Origin of the sequence: Pseudoalteromonas sp. GCY (genome assembly GCF_016695175.1) — a bacterium.
Classification (GTDB): domain Bacteria; phylum Pseudomonadota; class Gammaproteobacteria; order Enterobacterales; family Alteromonadaceae; genus Pseudoalteromonas.
Map to the genome: position 1 here is coordinate 3,291,091 of NZ_CP068023.1, position 13,872 is coordinate 3,304,962.

The following is a 13,872-nucleotide window of genomic DNA, read 5'->3' on the forward strand; positions in this document are numbered from 1 at the left end:
AGGACAGCTATGAATTTGACTGTTAGCCAACGTATTTGGGGTGGTTTTATTACCATCACCTTGTTGCTTCTTCTTATCGGGGGCAATTCTTTATTAAGAATTGCGAACATTGACAACTCAACTCAACAGGTTAATAACCTGTCTTTACCAGCACTCTCTAAAAGCTCTGCACTGCAAGTAGAGTTTACTTTAATGAGCAAAATGGCTCAGGGAAGTTTTTATGCGCGTTCAGAAACTGAACTGGCGGCGCTCAAACAGCAATTTGCAGAGCGCCAGAAGATCTTTGACAAAACCTATTCAGAGCTGCAGCAGGTCGTTGCCGCTAATAATAAACTGGCCTCAAGCAGTCGTGATGTTGGCAAAAGTTACGATGCTTTCGTGAAAGCAATGAACAGCTTGGTAAACGAGAAAACAACTGAGCTTTCGTTACGGGACAAATTAAAAGAGCAGTTATCAACTATTGATGTTGCCGCAGAAGACGCGACTATGGTGACGGTTGATATCATTGATTTGGATGGCTTAGAAGATGCTGACAAACGTGCTTTTCAAGCTGCAAATAACTTAGAAAATAACTTTTCTTCTGTGGTAACCAGTGCCAACGATATTGTCACCGTTGAAGACATTAATACACTGGAAATCGTAAGTAGAGATCAAAGCTACCTCGTTGAAGAGCTAGGTCGTAATATTGATTTAATGCGTGGCCCCGTTAGCGCGCTTGATAGCAGTTTATTTACTGATCTCGAAGGCTATTACACCAACTTAAAAGGTGCGGTCAGCGGCAGCAACAGTATCGCGGAAAATCAAAAACGCTTGATCAACGCATTAGCCGAAACACGTAAAGAGCTAGCCGATGCAGAAAAAACCACAAAAGCCGCTCTATCTCAGCTAGATGATTTACTCTCTGAAGCAAGTCAAGTCGCCTTTAACTTACAACAAGGCGTGCGTGCCGATGTAGGCACTGCAAACTTATGGACTTGGATTGGTATGATAGTGGCTACTTTAATGGCAGTCGGCGTAGCTTACATTACCGTTAGCCGTATCACAAAACCACTATCGGAAGTGAATCGAGTTTTAAACATCGTCGCCAGTGGCGATATGACACAGCGCTTAGATGACACCGCAAAAGATGAGTTTGGTGAATTATCTAGAAGTTGTAACACCCTTATCTCTAGCTTACGTGAACTTATCACTGGCATTATTTCTCGGTCAACACAGCTTGCTGCAGCGTCCGAAGAAACATCGACTATCACAACAGAGTCAAGCCAAGCAATCAAGAATCAGCAAGCACAAGTAGAGCAAGCTGCTACCGCTACAACTGAGATGAGTAGTACGTCTCACGGTGTAAGCAACAGCGCGCATCAAGCATTACAAGAAATTAAAAATGCTGATAAAGAAGCTGAGCGTGTTAAAGGTATCTCACATGAGAACAAACACACTATTGAGCAACTCGCAAGAGAAGTGGATGAAGCCTCTCGCGTGATTAACAAACTACACCAAGACAGCGCTTCGATAGGCAGTATTTTGGATGTTATCCGTGGCATTGCCGAGCAAACTAACCTCCTTGCGCTAAACGCTGCAATCGAAGCTGCGCGTGCTGGTGAACAGGGTCGTGGCTTCGCGGTAGTGGCAGACGAAGTGCGCTCGCTTGCAAGTAAGACTCAAGAGTCAACTCAAGAAATTCAAGCAATGATTGAATCCTTACAAGCTGGTGCCGAAGAAGCGGTAGGCGCGATGTCGAAAGGCAAACAGCAGGCGGAGTCGTGCGTAACTCAGAGCGACCTTGCTAATGAAGCACTAAACTCTATCACTGCAGCCGTTTCTCAGGCTCATGATGTGAGTGAAGAGATTGCAAACGCGGCGAATGAGCAACAGCAAGTAGCACAGGAAATTAGTGAACGTTTAGAATCGATTGTAACAATCGCAGAGCAAACGGCTGAAGGCGCGAGCCAAACCTCAATCTCTAGTTCTGAGGTTGCTAAACTCGCCGAAGAGTTACGGTTATCGGTAGAACAGTTTAAGGTTTAGCTATCTAACCTGAGCTTTGAGCAGGAAGCACTCTCAAAGCTTTAGGTTTAGCAAAACCGCTAAGCATAAAAAAACCCATGCATGGCATGGGTTTTTTGTTTCTTTTCTTTGATTATGCAAACAATGCGTTTGCCTTCTCAACGATATTTTCTACCGTAAAGCCAAATAGCTTGAATAGCTCATCAGCAGGCGCTGACTCACCAAACGTTGTCATACCAACGATAGCACCATTTAGGCCTACATATTTGTACCAAAAGTCCTCAATACCCGCTTCGATAGCGACGCGACGCGTTACTGAGCTTGGTAGTACGCTTTCTTTGTATGCTGGAGATTGCGCATCAAAAATGTCAGTCGAAGGCATAGAAACAACACGTACCTTTTTACCTTCTGCACGAAGCTTATCCGCAGACTCAACCGCAAGTTGCACTTCAGAGCCTGTGGCAATAAGGATGATTTCAGGCTCACCGTCACAAGATAGTACATAACCACCTTGTTTAATTGCTGCAACTTGCTCAGCCGTACGTGGCTGCTGTGCAAGACCTTGACGGGTAAATACAAGTGCAGATGGGCCATCAGCGCGTTCAACCGCTTGCTGCCAAGCAACTGCTGACTCAACTTGGTCACATGGACGCCAGCTCGCAAGGTTTGGCGTAGTACGTAAGTTCGCCATTTGTTCTACTGGCTGGTGTGTTGGACCATCTTCACCAAGACCGATTGAATCATGAGTATACACAAAGATGCTTCTTTGCTTCATCAATGCAGCCATACGTACGGCATTACGCGCGTACTCCATAAACATTAGGAATGTCGCACCGTAAGGGATAAAGCCTCTGTGTAGCGCAATACCATTCATGATGGCAGACATACCAAATTCACGCACACCGTAGAAAATATAGTTACCCGCAGCATCTTCTGCCGTTAAGCCTTTAGATTGGTCCCAAAGTGTTAAGTTAGAACCCGCAAGGTCAGCAGAGCCACCCATAAACTCAGGTAGAATTGGGCCATAAGCATTCAATGCATTTTGTGATGCTTTACGAGTTGCTGGGTTTGCAGGATTCGCTTGAAGCTCTGCGATATAGGCTTCTGTTTTCTCAGACCAGTCTGCTGGAAGCTCGCCTTTCATGCGACGCTCAAATTCAGCAGCAAGCTCAGGATAATGCATTTGGTATTCAGTGAACTTAATCAACCAGTCACTTTGTTGATTTTGACCACGTGCTGTTGCGTCCCATTTCGCGTACACATCTTCTGGTATTTCAAATGCGCCGTGTTCCCAACCAAGGAATTCACGTGCAGCTTTGATTTCATCATCACCTAGCGGTGCACCGTGACAATCATGGCTACCTGACTTGTTTGGTGAACCATAACCGATAACCGTTTTACAACAAATAAGGGTTGGCTTGTCAGACTCTGCTTGCGCCGCTTCGATTGCCGCCTTAATCGCATCGCTATCGTGACCATCAACACCGACGATAACATGCCAGCCATAAGACTCAAAGCGTTTTGGTGTATCGTCGCTAAACCAACCTTCAACTTCACCGTCGATTGAAATACCGTTGTCATCCCAAAATGCAATCAGTTTGCCAAGACCAAGGGTACCCGCAAGTGAACAAGCTTCGTGTGAGATACCTTCCATCAAACAGCCATCACCTAAGAATGCATAGGTATAGTGATTAACGATGTCGTAATCTTCACGGTTAAACTGTGCAGCCAATGCTTTTTCAGCAATCGCCATACCTACCGCATTAGTAATACCCTGACCTAATGGGCCTGTAGTCGTTTCAATACCTGGCGCATAACCATACTCTGGGTGACCTGGTGTTTTTGAGTGTAGCTGACGGAAGTTTTTGATGTCATCAATTGATAAGTCATAACCCGACAAATGCAACAGTGAATAAATTAACATCGAGCCGTGACCGTTTGATAATACGAAGCGATCTCTGTCGAACCACTCAGGATTACTTGGGTTGTGCTTTAAAAAATCGCGCCAAAGTACTTCTGCGATGTCCGCCATGCCCATAGGGGCTCCTGGGTGGCCAGACTTGGCCTTTTGTACAGCGTCCATGGAAAGAACGCGAATTGCATTAGCAAGTTCTTTGCGAGATGGCATGAATTCTCCTACCTTTAAATGTGTTTCGCGGGGGTTTGAGCCCATTCTTACTTATTTATATGGCTAACTGCAACGGCAAAGGCCATAAAAAAACGGGTACAGACGGACTTTTTCCGACCATTAAAAAAGTTTGCACAATTTTGGACGTCTAGGCGTAAAATAACTAGTCAATGCCTAGGTTTTTTGGTTAGAATACGCCCCTTAATTTTTCGCGCTGTCCCTGATGTTTGTGAAGCGCAATATTTGTGAGCATAAATACAATGGCTAAACATTTATTTACTTCTGAATCTGTTTCTGAGGGTCATCCAGATAAAATCGCCGATCAGATCTCTGATGCGGTTCTAGATGCCATCCTTGAGCAAGATCCAAAAGCACGTGTTGCGTGTGAAACTTACGTTAAAACCGGTATGGTTATGGTTGGTGGTGAAATCACGACTAGCGCTTGGGTTGATATCGAGGAATTAACTCGTAAGACCGTGCGTGAAATTGGTTACACACACTCTGACATGGGCTTTGACGCTGATTCATGTGCAATCCTTAACACAATTGGTAAGCAATCACCTGATATAAACCAAGGTGTTGACCGTTCTCGTCCAGAAGAACAAGGTGCTGGTGACCAAGGCCTAATGTTTGGTTACGCATGTAACGAAACTGACGTACTTATGCCTGCTCCTATCACTTACTCACACCGTCTAGTTCAGCGCCAAGCGCAAGTTCGTAAAGACGGCACGCTACCTTGGTTGCGTCCAGACGCTAAGTCTCAGGTAACATTCGCGTACGAAAACGGTAAAGCGGTAGGTATCGACGCAGTCGTATTATCTACACAGCACTGTGATTCTGTATCACAAGCTGACCTTGTAGAAGCGGTGATGGAAACTATCATCAAGCCTACACTGCCTGCAGAGCTTATCACTGAAGCAACTAAGTTCTTCATCAACCCAACAGGTCGTTTCGTTATCGGTGGTCCTATGGGTGACTGTGGTCTAACTGGTCGTAAAATCATCGTAGATACATACGGCGGTATGGCTCGTCACGGTGGTGGCGCATTCTCTGGTAAAGATCCATCAAAAGTTGACCGTTCTGCAGCTTACGCAGCGCGTTACGTTGCAAAGAACATCGTTGCAGCTGGCCTTGCTGACAAGTGTGAGATCCAAGTGTCTTACGCAATCGGCGTTGCAGAGCCAACCTCTATCAGTGTAGAAACATTTGGTACAGGTAAACTAGAAGAGACACGTTTAATCGAACTTATCCGTGAACACTTCGACCTACGTCCTTACGGTCTAATCACTATGCTAGACCTTGAGCGCCCTATATATCAGCCTACAGCTGCTTACGGCCATTTTGGTCGTGAAGAGTTCCCTTGGGAAGCAACAGATAAAGCTGACGCACTACGTGCAGCTGCAGGCCTATAATCTCCTGCTGCAAAAAGTAAAAAAGGCGCCTAGTGCGCCTTTTTTAATGCTCAAGAATAATCGTCCTATCCGATGAATACTTCGTCGACATCATCTTTTAAGTTTTGATACTCATCTTCATGCAGATTAAGCTCAATCATCACCTTATCTTTAAATTGGTACCAATCAGCTGCGCTTCTAAAGTGCTTTGCTTCAAAGCAGAGGTTTTCAGCCAGTTTAAGTGCCGCAAAAGTTTGCACATGTTGCGCATTTTTTTGTTCTTCAAGATAGCTAACGTCATGGTGGCGCAAAATCATCTGACATATTTCTTTGGGTAAGTGCCAAGACGTCGCAAGAAAGTAGCCTATCACAGTGTGAGGCACTGGATACTTTTGCTGCTCATAGTAAATCAACGTTTGCTCTGGTCGCTCTATAGACTGCTTTATTACTTCAGCATAATCAGGATATTTTACGGCCATCGCAGGGATCCCGGCATCGTGAAACAAACCGAGCAGCTGCAAATTCTCCATCGGTAATGACGCTTTTAGATAATGGCCAACTACCATTGCCGCTTTTGAAATATCGGCAGCGTTATCCCAAAACTGCTGCAATGAAATGCAGCACTTTGACTGCTCAAATGCGTTTTTAAGCAAATACCCTGTCACTAGCTGAGTAATACAGGTGACACCCAAAAACATCACGGCTTGTTTAATGTCTGTGATGGTACGGGCAAGGCCATAAGCAGGTGAATTAATTACCTTTAATACCGCAGCTGATGCACCAACATCAGCCGCAATAATACCTGCCACGCTAAATAAATCAGGTTCAGGTTGTGATAACTCATTTTGTAAGGCTTGCAATATTTCAGGCTTAGCAGGTAAGTTGAACCCGCCGCGCAAATCATTCAGCACTTTATCGTCAATATCGATCATTGGGCTACCTCAAAATTGATACATCCAAGTTTAGTTCATCGCCTGATATTTGCAGTATTGATTGTAATGAAGTGGTACAAAAAAGCGGGATAAAATCCCGCTTAATCTGATTAGAACCAATATGGTTCGCTATGCACGGAAGATTGTCGACTTTGCTCCATGGCACTGATCAAAAAGTCAGATTTTTGCTTAAGCCATGCTTGCACTTCTTGTAGCTCGTCTGAATTTTGGCTTTGGCAGAGCTGATATAAATACGCCAGTGTTTCTAGCTCATAAATACCATAAACGATATCAATCCACGGCGTTCTAAACGCTTTACGCGCTTCTTTATCGTAAAGCTTGCCCAAACAGTTACCACTTAGTAGCGTGTTTTCTAACTTTATTCTCACATGTAAATAATCTCTTTCAGAAAGAGACTTATCCTGTGGAAGCAAGTTTTTAAGTTCTTGCCAGTCTTTATCAAATAATTGGCTTGCGATTTCTGTGACGGATAGCTCTGCTGCACTCAGCGCTTTTTGATCCCAGTTTTTACGCCACGCTCGATCAACAAGCCAGCGAGTAAGTGAAAGGATCAAACGGTTATAACGGGTGCAATGAAATAAATCTTCAATGTCCGTCGGTGTCGGCTGAACATCTTGCAAATCGGTAATGACCTGCGCCAATTCAGGAAACTGATTAAGTTTCTTATGATAAGCATGGCGCTTTGAGGTATAGGTTTTTAAATGAATTGCATTTTCAACCCAAGCAAGTTCTGACAACAACCATTTTAACTCGTTGCGAATACTCTCAGTCGAGCTTTTATCAACGATGTCATCGAACAACCAAAACGCATGACGAATAAGTGAAACCCCATCAATAACGCGCTTTAACGTCTTGAGACTTGGCTTATTAAAATAGCACTGCTCGTGCTTCTGGACGAACTGAATACCATAACTTACCGTCGCAATTAGCGCTTGCTCTTGTGTTACCTGAGATTTTAGCGGTACAAAGCCTATAAACTTATTTGGTTTTAAAGGCTTATCATCGGCGATGCGATATCCTCTAGCGGCCTTTGAGTATAATCCCAAACGCATACCAGCTTGTTTAATTAGGTGATCGGCTAATAAGAAAAGATCTTCTTTGTTTCCCTCAATCAGCTCAATTTCAAGCTCATTGATTGGCTCCATCTTCCCTTGAGCTGCTATTTCCCCTTTATCCAATACGACTTCGATTTTGGTTCCTGAGTCCGTTTCGATTAACCAAGTGCGACGAATAAAGTTCGTACTGAAAATCGGGAATATGTTTTCTGCGATAGACTCAAGTTGCATGCCGTGAGGCCAAATATTCGCGTCAAACGCTAACAAGTCAGGACGTCCTGACTGAATAGGTAAATTGTACTCAGGTCGTTGATGTAACCCTCCTACAACTTCTCCCGCAAGCTTAATCGTTTGCTCGCATTCATCATTGCAACAACGCGTTCTTAGGCCGATATCTAGCGCACGCAATTCACGATTTGGCGTGTCAAAGTAGGCGTTAGTTAAGTTTTTAGCAGGCTTGTTAGTGACCGTTTTTGCAAACTGTGTGATGAGTGCAGGGATCAGCGGAACTTCATTATCTGAAACCAAAAATTTCAGTTCTATTTCAGTGTCCATTAGGGCAGTGTTTTACCTATTTGTCTAAGGGAGGATAAAAATATACAAAGGAGACAAAGTTTGCAATCTTTTTATCCGATGAGAAGTCCACCAAATATGCGCTAAATCAATAGATAGTCAGGCGAATTTCGCTGAACGTCAACGGATTAATAACACCGAATCATTGCGCTAAATGCTGCAATTTTCATTATGTAATCAATTATTTCGCGCCATTCAAAATAAACAAAGCCTTGCTATTAGGCCGCGAAATCCCTACTATTTTGTAAACTTTACGACCCAAAGAATAAAAGGCCCACGCATGTTCAACTTTAAGCAATTTATCATTGCGAGCCTGCTCTTCACCAGCTTTGTAAGCTTTGCCGAAGAGCCAGACGAAAATAGCACAGTAAACGCGGCAACACCAAACGGCTATATTAGTGACAATCTTTTTATTTTCATGCACACAGGTCCAAGTAAAAATTATCGAATTTTAGGTTCTGTTGATGCTGGTACGCCAATCACTATTTTGAGTGGCGCTAATGACGAGTTTGTCCAAATTAAAGACGACAAAGCAAGAGAAGGTTGGGTAGAAAGTAAATTTGTCACCACGGAACCGGGTTTAAAGCAACAATTAGAAACGGTTAACCAAACCTTGGTGGAAACCCAAGAGGCGCTGAACGATGCCCAGCAGCAGCTTCCAATGCTGCAGCAAAACAATACCAATTTGCTAGCGGAAAATGCTTCACTTCAAGACACTATTTCAGGGCTTGAAAAGCAGCTACAAGATGAGCGTTTAGCACAACAGCAAAAAGTCCAAAAAGAACAACACCAGTTGCTCACTTACGGTGGCATCATCGGGATCAGTGGCATTATTATCGGTGTGATCCTGACGCTATTTTTATCTCGTAGAAAGCGTTACGACGGCTGGTAATGGGTTATATACCTATTGAGGTTAGATAACTTCGTCACTAACGGTTGATCTAAACTCTATTGTCAAAATTGATGGGGGGAATTGCTCAATTCGCCCCATTCTAAATATAGTTCTTGAAAATAACCTTTCTCTACTACGAATACCAGAGTATTAAAAATCCCAACCAAGTAACACGGATACATCGTGTAAATTATGTTCATATTGAACTACGCCTGTGTAGTCATATTCTTTTGATTCTTTAATATTCAAAAGAGAGTATTCCAAACCAACATAGAGATTATCTGTTAGTCGATACTCAACACCTATCGAGGTATAAATATCATTACCGCTATCACCTGATCGAGTTTTATCTGTAGGAACCAATTGTGCAGGGATCACATCTTTGTATTGCCAATGTGCCATTCCAACTCTTATATTTGCATTAATATTGGTAGACACCTCAATCTCTCCCTTAATCCCCAACCTCAGAGATTCAGTATCAATAGGAAACCTGACTTTATATGAGTGGTCATATGGGTTTTGATAGCTTCTAGGGAGTGTATTAGAAACGTGAACGGAATATTCAGCTAGTGACTCTCCATGAAAATGCTGTGCGATTTCAAGTGCTAAATGATCTGTAAGCCCAACACCGAGCCTCAGCCCCCATGAATCAGAATTAGCGGATGACACACGCTTATATCCTAAATCAGAATCTTGCTCGGCATAAAATTCATTATTGGCTTTACCAAGAAGTACTTCTGAAAATATGGCAATATCAGCCTTCGCGTACATAGGCAACGATAGTACTGCCAGTCCAAATAATTGTTTTTTCATTATCACATCAGTGTTTAAAGATTAAAAAGGAAGCAATATTTAGTTTGAAATATTGAAGTGAAAAGCGGGCGGAAGTATACACTGAATATAAAAAATTTAAACAAGGTGTATAATTGAAAATTTGGCGATACTTTTTAACTTAAAAATATCAAGAATAAATAAAGGCCGGAAAAATTCGGCCTTTATTTATTCCATCTAAAACATATTAGGCTGAATTCTTCGCATTAATATTACCCCAAATGCCAGACTCAGTAACTCCTTGCACTTTGACCTTATCGACTTCGAATACAGGTTCTTTCCCTTTTGCTCTTTGCAGATGATAATCAGCCGTAACCGCCAAGATAGTGGGAGTAAGACGCACGATGGCAATAACATTCACCACCGTCATTAAACCCAATGCGATGTCGGCAAGATCCCATACCTGTTTTAGCGTTGCCGAAGCGCCCCACAACATCATAGACAAGTAGCATGCGGTGTAAATTGAACGGCCAACTTTATTGTCCAAATGGAATAAGTGTAAGTTACTTTCAGCATAGGCGTAATTAGCCACTACAGAGGTGAAAGCAAATAAAGTGATCGCCGCCGCGACAAAGTAAACGCCCCCAGTTGCTAAATGCGCGGTCATCGCAGATTGCGTTAGCCGTATGCCTTCCATCTCACTGCCAATATCTATATCTGCCAATAAAATGATCACGGCCGTACAACTACACAAAACGATGGTATCAAAGAATACACCTAGCATTTGGATATAACCTTGGGTCACGGGGTGATTGGGAATTGGCGACGCACTTGCCGATGCGTGCGGCACACTACCCGCTCCTGCCTCGTTAGAATAGAGCCCGCGCTGAATACCATTTTTGATAGCTGCGCCAAGTGCGCCAGCGCCCGCTTCTTGCAAGCCAAAAGCCGAAAGCAAAATATCTTTGATCATGGCTGGGACTTGCGAGTAATTCATCACGGTAATAATAATGGCTGCAAGGACAAAGACTAATCCCATTACTGGCACTACCTTTTCAGCAAATCGCGCAATCGCTTTGAAGCCACCAAGAATAATAGAGCCTGCAAGGACTGTGATCACAATACCTGAATATAAGGTTGGAATATCAAACGCATTATTGAGCGCATCGGTGATGGTATTGGTTTGCATCGCGCTAAAGGTAAATCCATATCCCAAAAACAAGCAAAAGGCGAAGCATACTGCAAACGCCCGACTTCCCAATCCCATGTGAATATAATAAGCAGGACCACCTCTAAACTCACCTTGGCTATCTCGCACTTTATAGACTTGCCCAAGCACACTTTCGGCAAAGCCTGCCGCCATCCCCAAAATGGCTATCATCCACATCCAAAATATCGCACCACTGCCACCAAGAGAAATTGCAACCGCAACACCTGCTAGGTTACCGGTTCCAACTCGAGCTGATAACCCAGTACATAACGCTTGAAATGAACTGATTGTATTGTCATCACCCTGACTGCTGCCTCGTAACAGGCTAAACATATGGCGAAACTTTACAACTTGTATCCCTCGCAAAAGAATAGTGAACCAAAACCCTGCAAATAGCAGGATATAAATAAGTATCTGACCTTCTCCCCACAAGAGCCCATTGATACTCTTAACTGCACTTTCAAACATAGGCGGTTCCTGATTTATTATTATTTGCCGTTTATCTAGGGCCTGTTGACCTTCTTAAAAGATAAACAGGCCCTAGTATTATTTAACGGTTATTTAAATGGACTCCAGCAATCATACAACGCACCGAGCCACCTGCGGCTTCAATTGTCGGTATATCGATAGCAACTAGCTTAGCTGACTTTTCAATGACAGCAATTTGCTCGGGCAGCAACGCCTGATAAGCCGTTGTGGAAAGCGCGAGTATGCGTCCCATACTGCCTTGTAGCTCAATCGCGTTGCCGCAAAAATGTTGGGCCTGCTGATAAGATAGCGCAATCAGGGTGTGGCCGCTTCGCGTAAAACGATTAATAAGCTGTGCCCGCTGATATTCTGGCACCATATCTAGGCATATCATGGCGAAATCGGTGGCGACACACATTAAGACATTGGTGTGATAAACAGACACTTCATTCTTATCATAGGCATTAAATATCTCTGCCTGTAGTCCCAACTGCTCGCAAACTTGGTTAACTAACACGGCGTTGGTGCGCTTGGATTCTACCGCATAGGCCACTTTTGCTTGATGATCGATAACCATAGAGCCGGTGCCTTCAAGGAATATTTCTTCAGCAGTTAGATGACTATAATCATTGATGTTTGCCACCCGATAGTGGGCACTCAGAAAATCGATAATATCGCGACGGATCTCCAATCGTCGATTCAAGGCATACATAGGATAAATAGTTAATTGACCATCGCTATGAGTCGAAAACCAATTATTTGGAAAGACCGAGTCTGGCGTGTCTGTGGAGGTATCTTCAAATAAGTGCACTTTCACACCAGCCAATTCTAACGCTTGCACGGCGTTACTGACCTCAACATAGGCTCTGTTGTTAGGATTGTTTTCACTGCAAGCTTGCTGAAACGCGTTATCTTGCATGGTTTGCGGATTCGAAGTGAAATGGTGTGGGCGGATCATCACCACCGCTCGTGGTGCTTGAAATATTGTTGTCATACTGCACTCATTATTTGATTTGGGCGTTGTCTTACACAATATCAGTGTAACCACACCATAAGACGATTTAAATGCCAAAATCTTATACAATTCGTGTAATTTTCTATCAATTTTACCAAGTGAATTACACAAATAGAGCACGCCAAAATCAACCATAACACCTTTCAACACTTAACCTATTTTGCTGCTAAATAATATTGTCCCCTTCTTCTGGGCTTCGAGCGCGCTCTGCTTGTTCTCTGATCTCATCCGCATCGCTACTCACATCGTCAATATCCGCATCTACTGCACTTGTTGTGGTTTTATTCTTTTGTTTCACAGGCGTTCCACTACTACTACTACTCAAATTACTAGTCGCTTCTTTGGTTGTTCCTTGTGTTTCAGTATTTGCAGCTATGATTATCCGCTCTCTAGCATCGTCAGGCATGCTTATACCGTGTTCTGTAAAGCAATTAACGGTTTCTCGCATGAGTTGAGACGCCACTTTTATCGGGCTATGTTGTTCGCTATTGACCCAAAAATAAAAGGTAAGATTGATAGTCGCGGAACCTAATGCTTCAAGTAGAACCTGAGGTGGCGGGTCGTTTAAAACCGCGCTTTGTTCTTTAAGTAAGTCAATTGCAATTTGCTGCGTCAGGCGAATATCGTTGTCATAACCAATACCTATCTTAAAGTGTCCACGTGTTTTTGGATTGGCAGTAAAGTTTTTAATCACATTCTTGTAGACGGTAGCATTGGGTATTTGAATGTGATTGCCATCATAATCAACTAAGGTTGTTGCGCGGGCGGTGACCTTTTTAACGATACCTAAACGGTTATCCACTTCAATAACGTCATCAATTCTAAACGGGCGTTGGACACTAAGTAACATACTCGAAATAAAGTTCTCGGCGATATCACGAAACGCAAACCCAAGAATAAGACCGACAAGTCCGGTGCCACTCATTACTGCGATGGCAAACTCACTCAACCCTGCCAAACGCAAAAAGATATAAATACCAAAGAATATGACTAACACGCTGATAAAACGGCGAGTGACTAAATGCAATAATCGACTTTTACTGACATAACCTATGGGTTTAATCAAAAGATAAGAGATTGGCCGTGCTAAATAATAACAAAGCACAATAACCACAACCCCCAACGCCAGAGCAGGTAATAATTGCCATGCGGTTTGTAAAAAGTGCACAACCTGTGCGCTTAAACTTAGCGTATCTGATGTGCTCACGGCTTCAGTCGCTTCGCGAGAAGCTGCCGTCTGAATCATATTAATCATTTGATTTTTAATAAGATTATTGATTTCCATATTGCACTCTTCAGTTTTTTATTGACAAGATCACGAGTTGATTAGTAGCAAATATAACGCCAAGCAAGATTGGCAGACCTTTTGCTGTATATCACTTTAGCTCAACAGGCTCAGAATTGATTTAGGA

At 43.2% G+C, this 13,872-nt stretch carries 10 protein-coding genes; 3 read left to right on the forward strand and 7 right to left on the reverse strand.

Annotation, left to right across the window (positions count from 1 at the left end; translation table 11 throughout):
* Nucleotides 1-9: 9 nt before the first annotated feature.
* Nucleotides 10-2,025 carry a methyl-accepting chemotaxis protein gene (locus JJQ94_RS20105; protein WP_099030505.1) on the forward strand — a complete coding sequence of 672 codons (2,016 nt, stop codon included), beginning with the start codon at nt 10-12 and terminating at the stop codon, nt 2,023-2,025.
* A 112-nt stretch (nt 2,026-2,137) separates the two neighbouring features.
* Here JJQ94_RS20105 and tkt read toward each other — a convergent pair whose 3' ends face one another.
* Nucleotides 2,138-4,132 carry a transketolase gene (gene tkt, locus JJQ94_RS20110; protein WP_099030504.1) on the reverse strand — a complete coding sequence of 665 codons (1,995 nt, stop codon included), beginning with the start codon at nt 4,130-4,132 and terminating at the stop codon, nt 2,138-2,140.
* Between the two features lie 260 nt (nt 4,133-4,392).
* On the opposite strand from tkt, the gene metK reads away from it, so the two are divergent.
* Nucleotides 4,393-5,544 (forward strand): methionine adenosyltransferase, encoded by a 1,152-nt coding sequence (gene metK, locus JJQ94_RS20115; RefSeq protein ID WP_099030503.1) that lies wholly within the window; start codon nt 4,393-4,395, stop codon nt 5,542-5,544.
* 65 nt (nt 5,545-5,609) lie between these two features.
* Here metK and JJQ94_RS20120 read toward each other — a convergent pair whose 3' ends face one another.
* Nucleotides 5,610-6,455 (reverse strand): HDOD domain-containing protein, encoded by an 846-nt coding sequence (locus tag JJQ94_RS20120; protein ID WP_099030502.1) that lies wholly within the window; start codon nt 6,453-6,455, stop codon nt 5,610-5,612.
* Nucleotides 6,456-6,565: 110 nt separating this feature from the next.
* Entirely contained in the window at nt 6,566-8,086 is a 1,521-nt protein-coding gene (locus JJQ94_RS20125) for a CYTH and CHAD domain-containing protein (RefSeq protein ID WP_099030501.1), read from the reverse strand.
* Nucleotides 8,087-8,258: 172 nt separating this feature from the next.
* Between JJQ94_RS20125 and JJQ94_RS20130 the strand changes: the two genes are divergently transcribed.
* Entirely contained in the window at nt 8,259-8,996 is a 738-nt protein-coding gene (locus tag JJQ94_RS20130; protein ID WP_039493911.1) for a TIGR04211 family SH3 domain-containing protein, read from the forward strand.
* A gap of 150 nt (nt 8,997-9,146) precedes the next feature.
* Here JJQ94_RS20130 and JJQ94_RS20135 read toward each other — a convergent pair whose 3' ends face one another.
* The 4 genes from JJQ94_RS20135 to JJQ94_RS20150 form a co-directional block, all read right to left on the reverse strand.
* The gene (locus JJQ94_RS20135) at nt 9,147-9,809 is read right to left on the reverse strand and encodes an outer membrane beta-barrel protein (protein ID WP_099030500.1); all 663 of its coding nucleotides are present in this window, start codon (nt 9,807-9,809) and stop codon (nt 9,147-9,149) included.
* A 205-nt stretch (nt 9,810-10,014) separates the two neighbouring features.
* Nucleotides 10,015-11,445 carry an alanine/glycine:cation symporter family protein gene (locus tag JJQ94_RS20140; protein ID WP_099030499.1) on the reverse strand — a complete coding sequence of 477 codons (1,431 nt, stop codon included), beginning with the start codon at nt 11,443-11,445 and terminating at the stop codon, nt 10,015-10,017.
* Between the two features lie 82 nt (nt 11,446-11,527).
* Complete coding sequence (gene ctlX, locus JJQ94_RS20145) at nt 11,528-12,439, reverse strand: citrulline utilization hydrolase CtlX (RefSeq protein ID WP_099030530.1); 912 nt, start codon at nt 12,437-12,439, stop codon at nt 11,528-11,530.
* A 187-nt stretch (nt 12,440-12,626) separates the two neighbouring features.
* Nucleotides 12,627-13,745, reverse strand: a complete 1,119-nt coding sequence (locus JJQ94_RS20150) for a mechanosensitive ion channel family protein (protein WP_099030498.1) — start codon at nt 13,743-13,745, stop codon at nt 12,627-12,629.
* Between the last annotated feature and the right edge of the window lie 127 nt (nt 13,746-13,872).

Coding starts and splice junctions, on each gene's coding strand:
- JJQ94_RS20140 (WP_099030499.1), bottom strand. CDS start 11,445: ATGTTTGAAAGTGCAGTTAAGAGTATCAATGGGCTCTTGTGGGGAGAA.
- JJQ94_RS20150 (WP_099030498.1), bottom strand. CDS start 13,745: ATGGAAATCAATAATCTTATTAAAAATCAAATGATTAATATGATTCAG.
- metK (WP_099030503.1), top strand. CDS start 4,393: ATGGCTAAACATTTATTTACTTCTGAATCTGTTTCTGAGGGTCATCCA.
- JJQ94_RS20130 (WP_039493911.1), top strand. CDS start 8,259: ATGCTGCAATTTTCATTATGTAATCAATTATTTCGCGCCATTCAAAAT.
- tkt (WP_099030504.1), bottom strand. CDS start 4,132: ATGCCATCTCGCAAAGAACTTGCTAATGCAATTCGCGTTCTTTCCATG.
- JJQ94_RS20120 (WP_099030502.1), bottom strand. CDS start 6,455: ATGATCGATATTGACGATAAAGTGCTGAATGATTTGCGCGGCGGGTTC.
- JJQ94_RS20135 (WP_099030500.1), bottom strand. CDS start 9,809: ATGAAAAAACAATTATTTGGACTGGCAGTACTATCGTTGCCTATGTAC.
- ctlX (WP_099030530.1), bottom strand. CDS start 12,439: ATGACAACAATATTTCAAGCACCACGAGCGGTGGTGATGATCCGCCCA.
- JJQ94_RS20125 (WP_099030501.1), bottom strand. CDS start 8,086: ATGGACACTGAAATAGAACTGAAATTTTTGGTTTCAGATAATGAAGTT.
- JJQ94_RS20105 (WP_099030505.1), top strand. CDS start 10: ATGAATTTGACTGTTAGCCAACGTATTTGGGGTGGTTTTATTACCATC.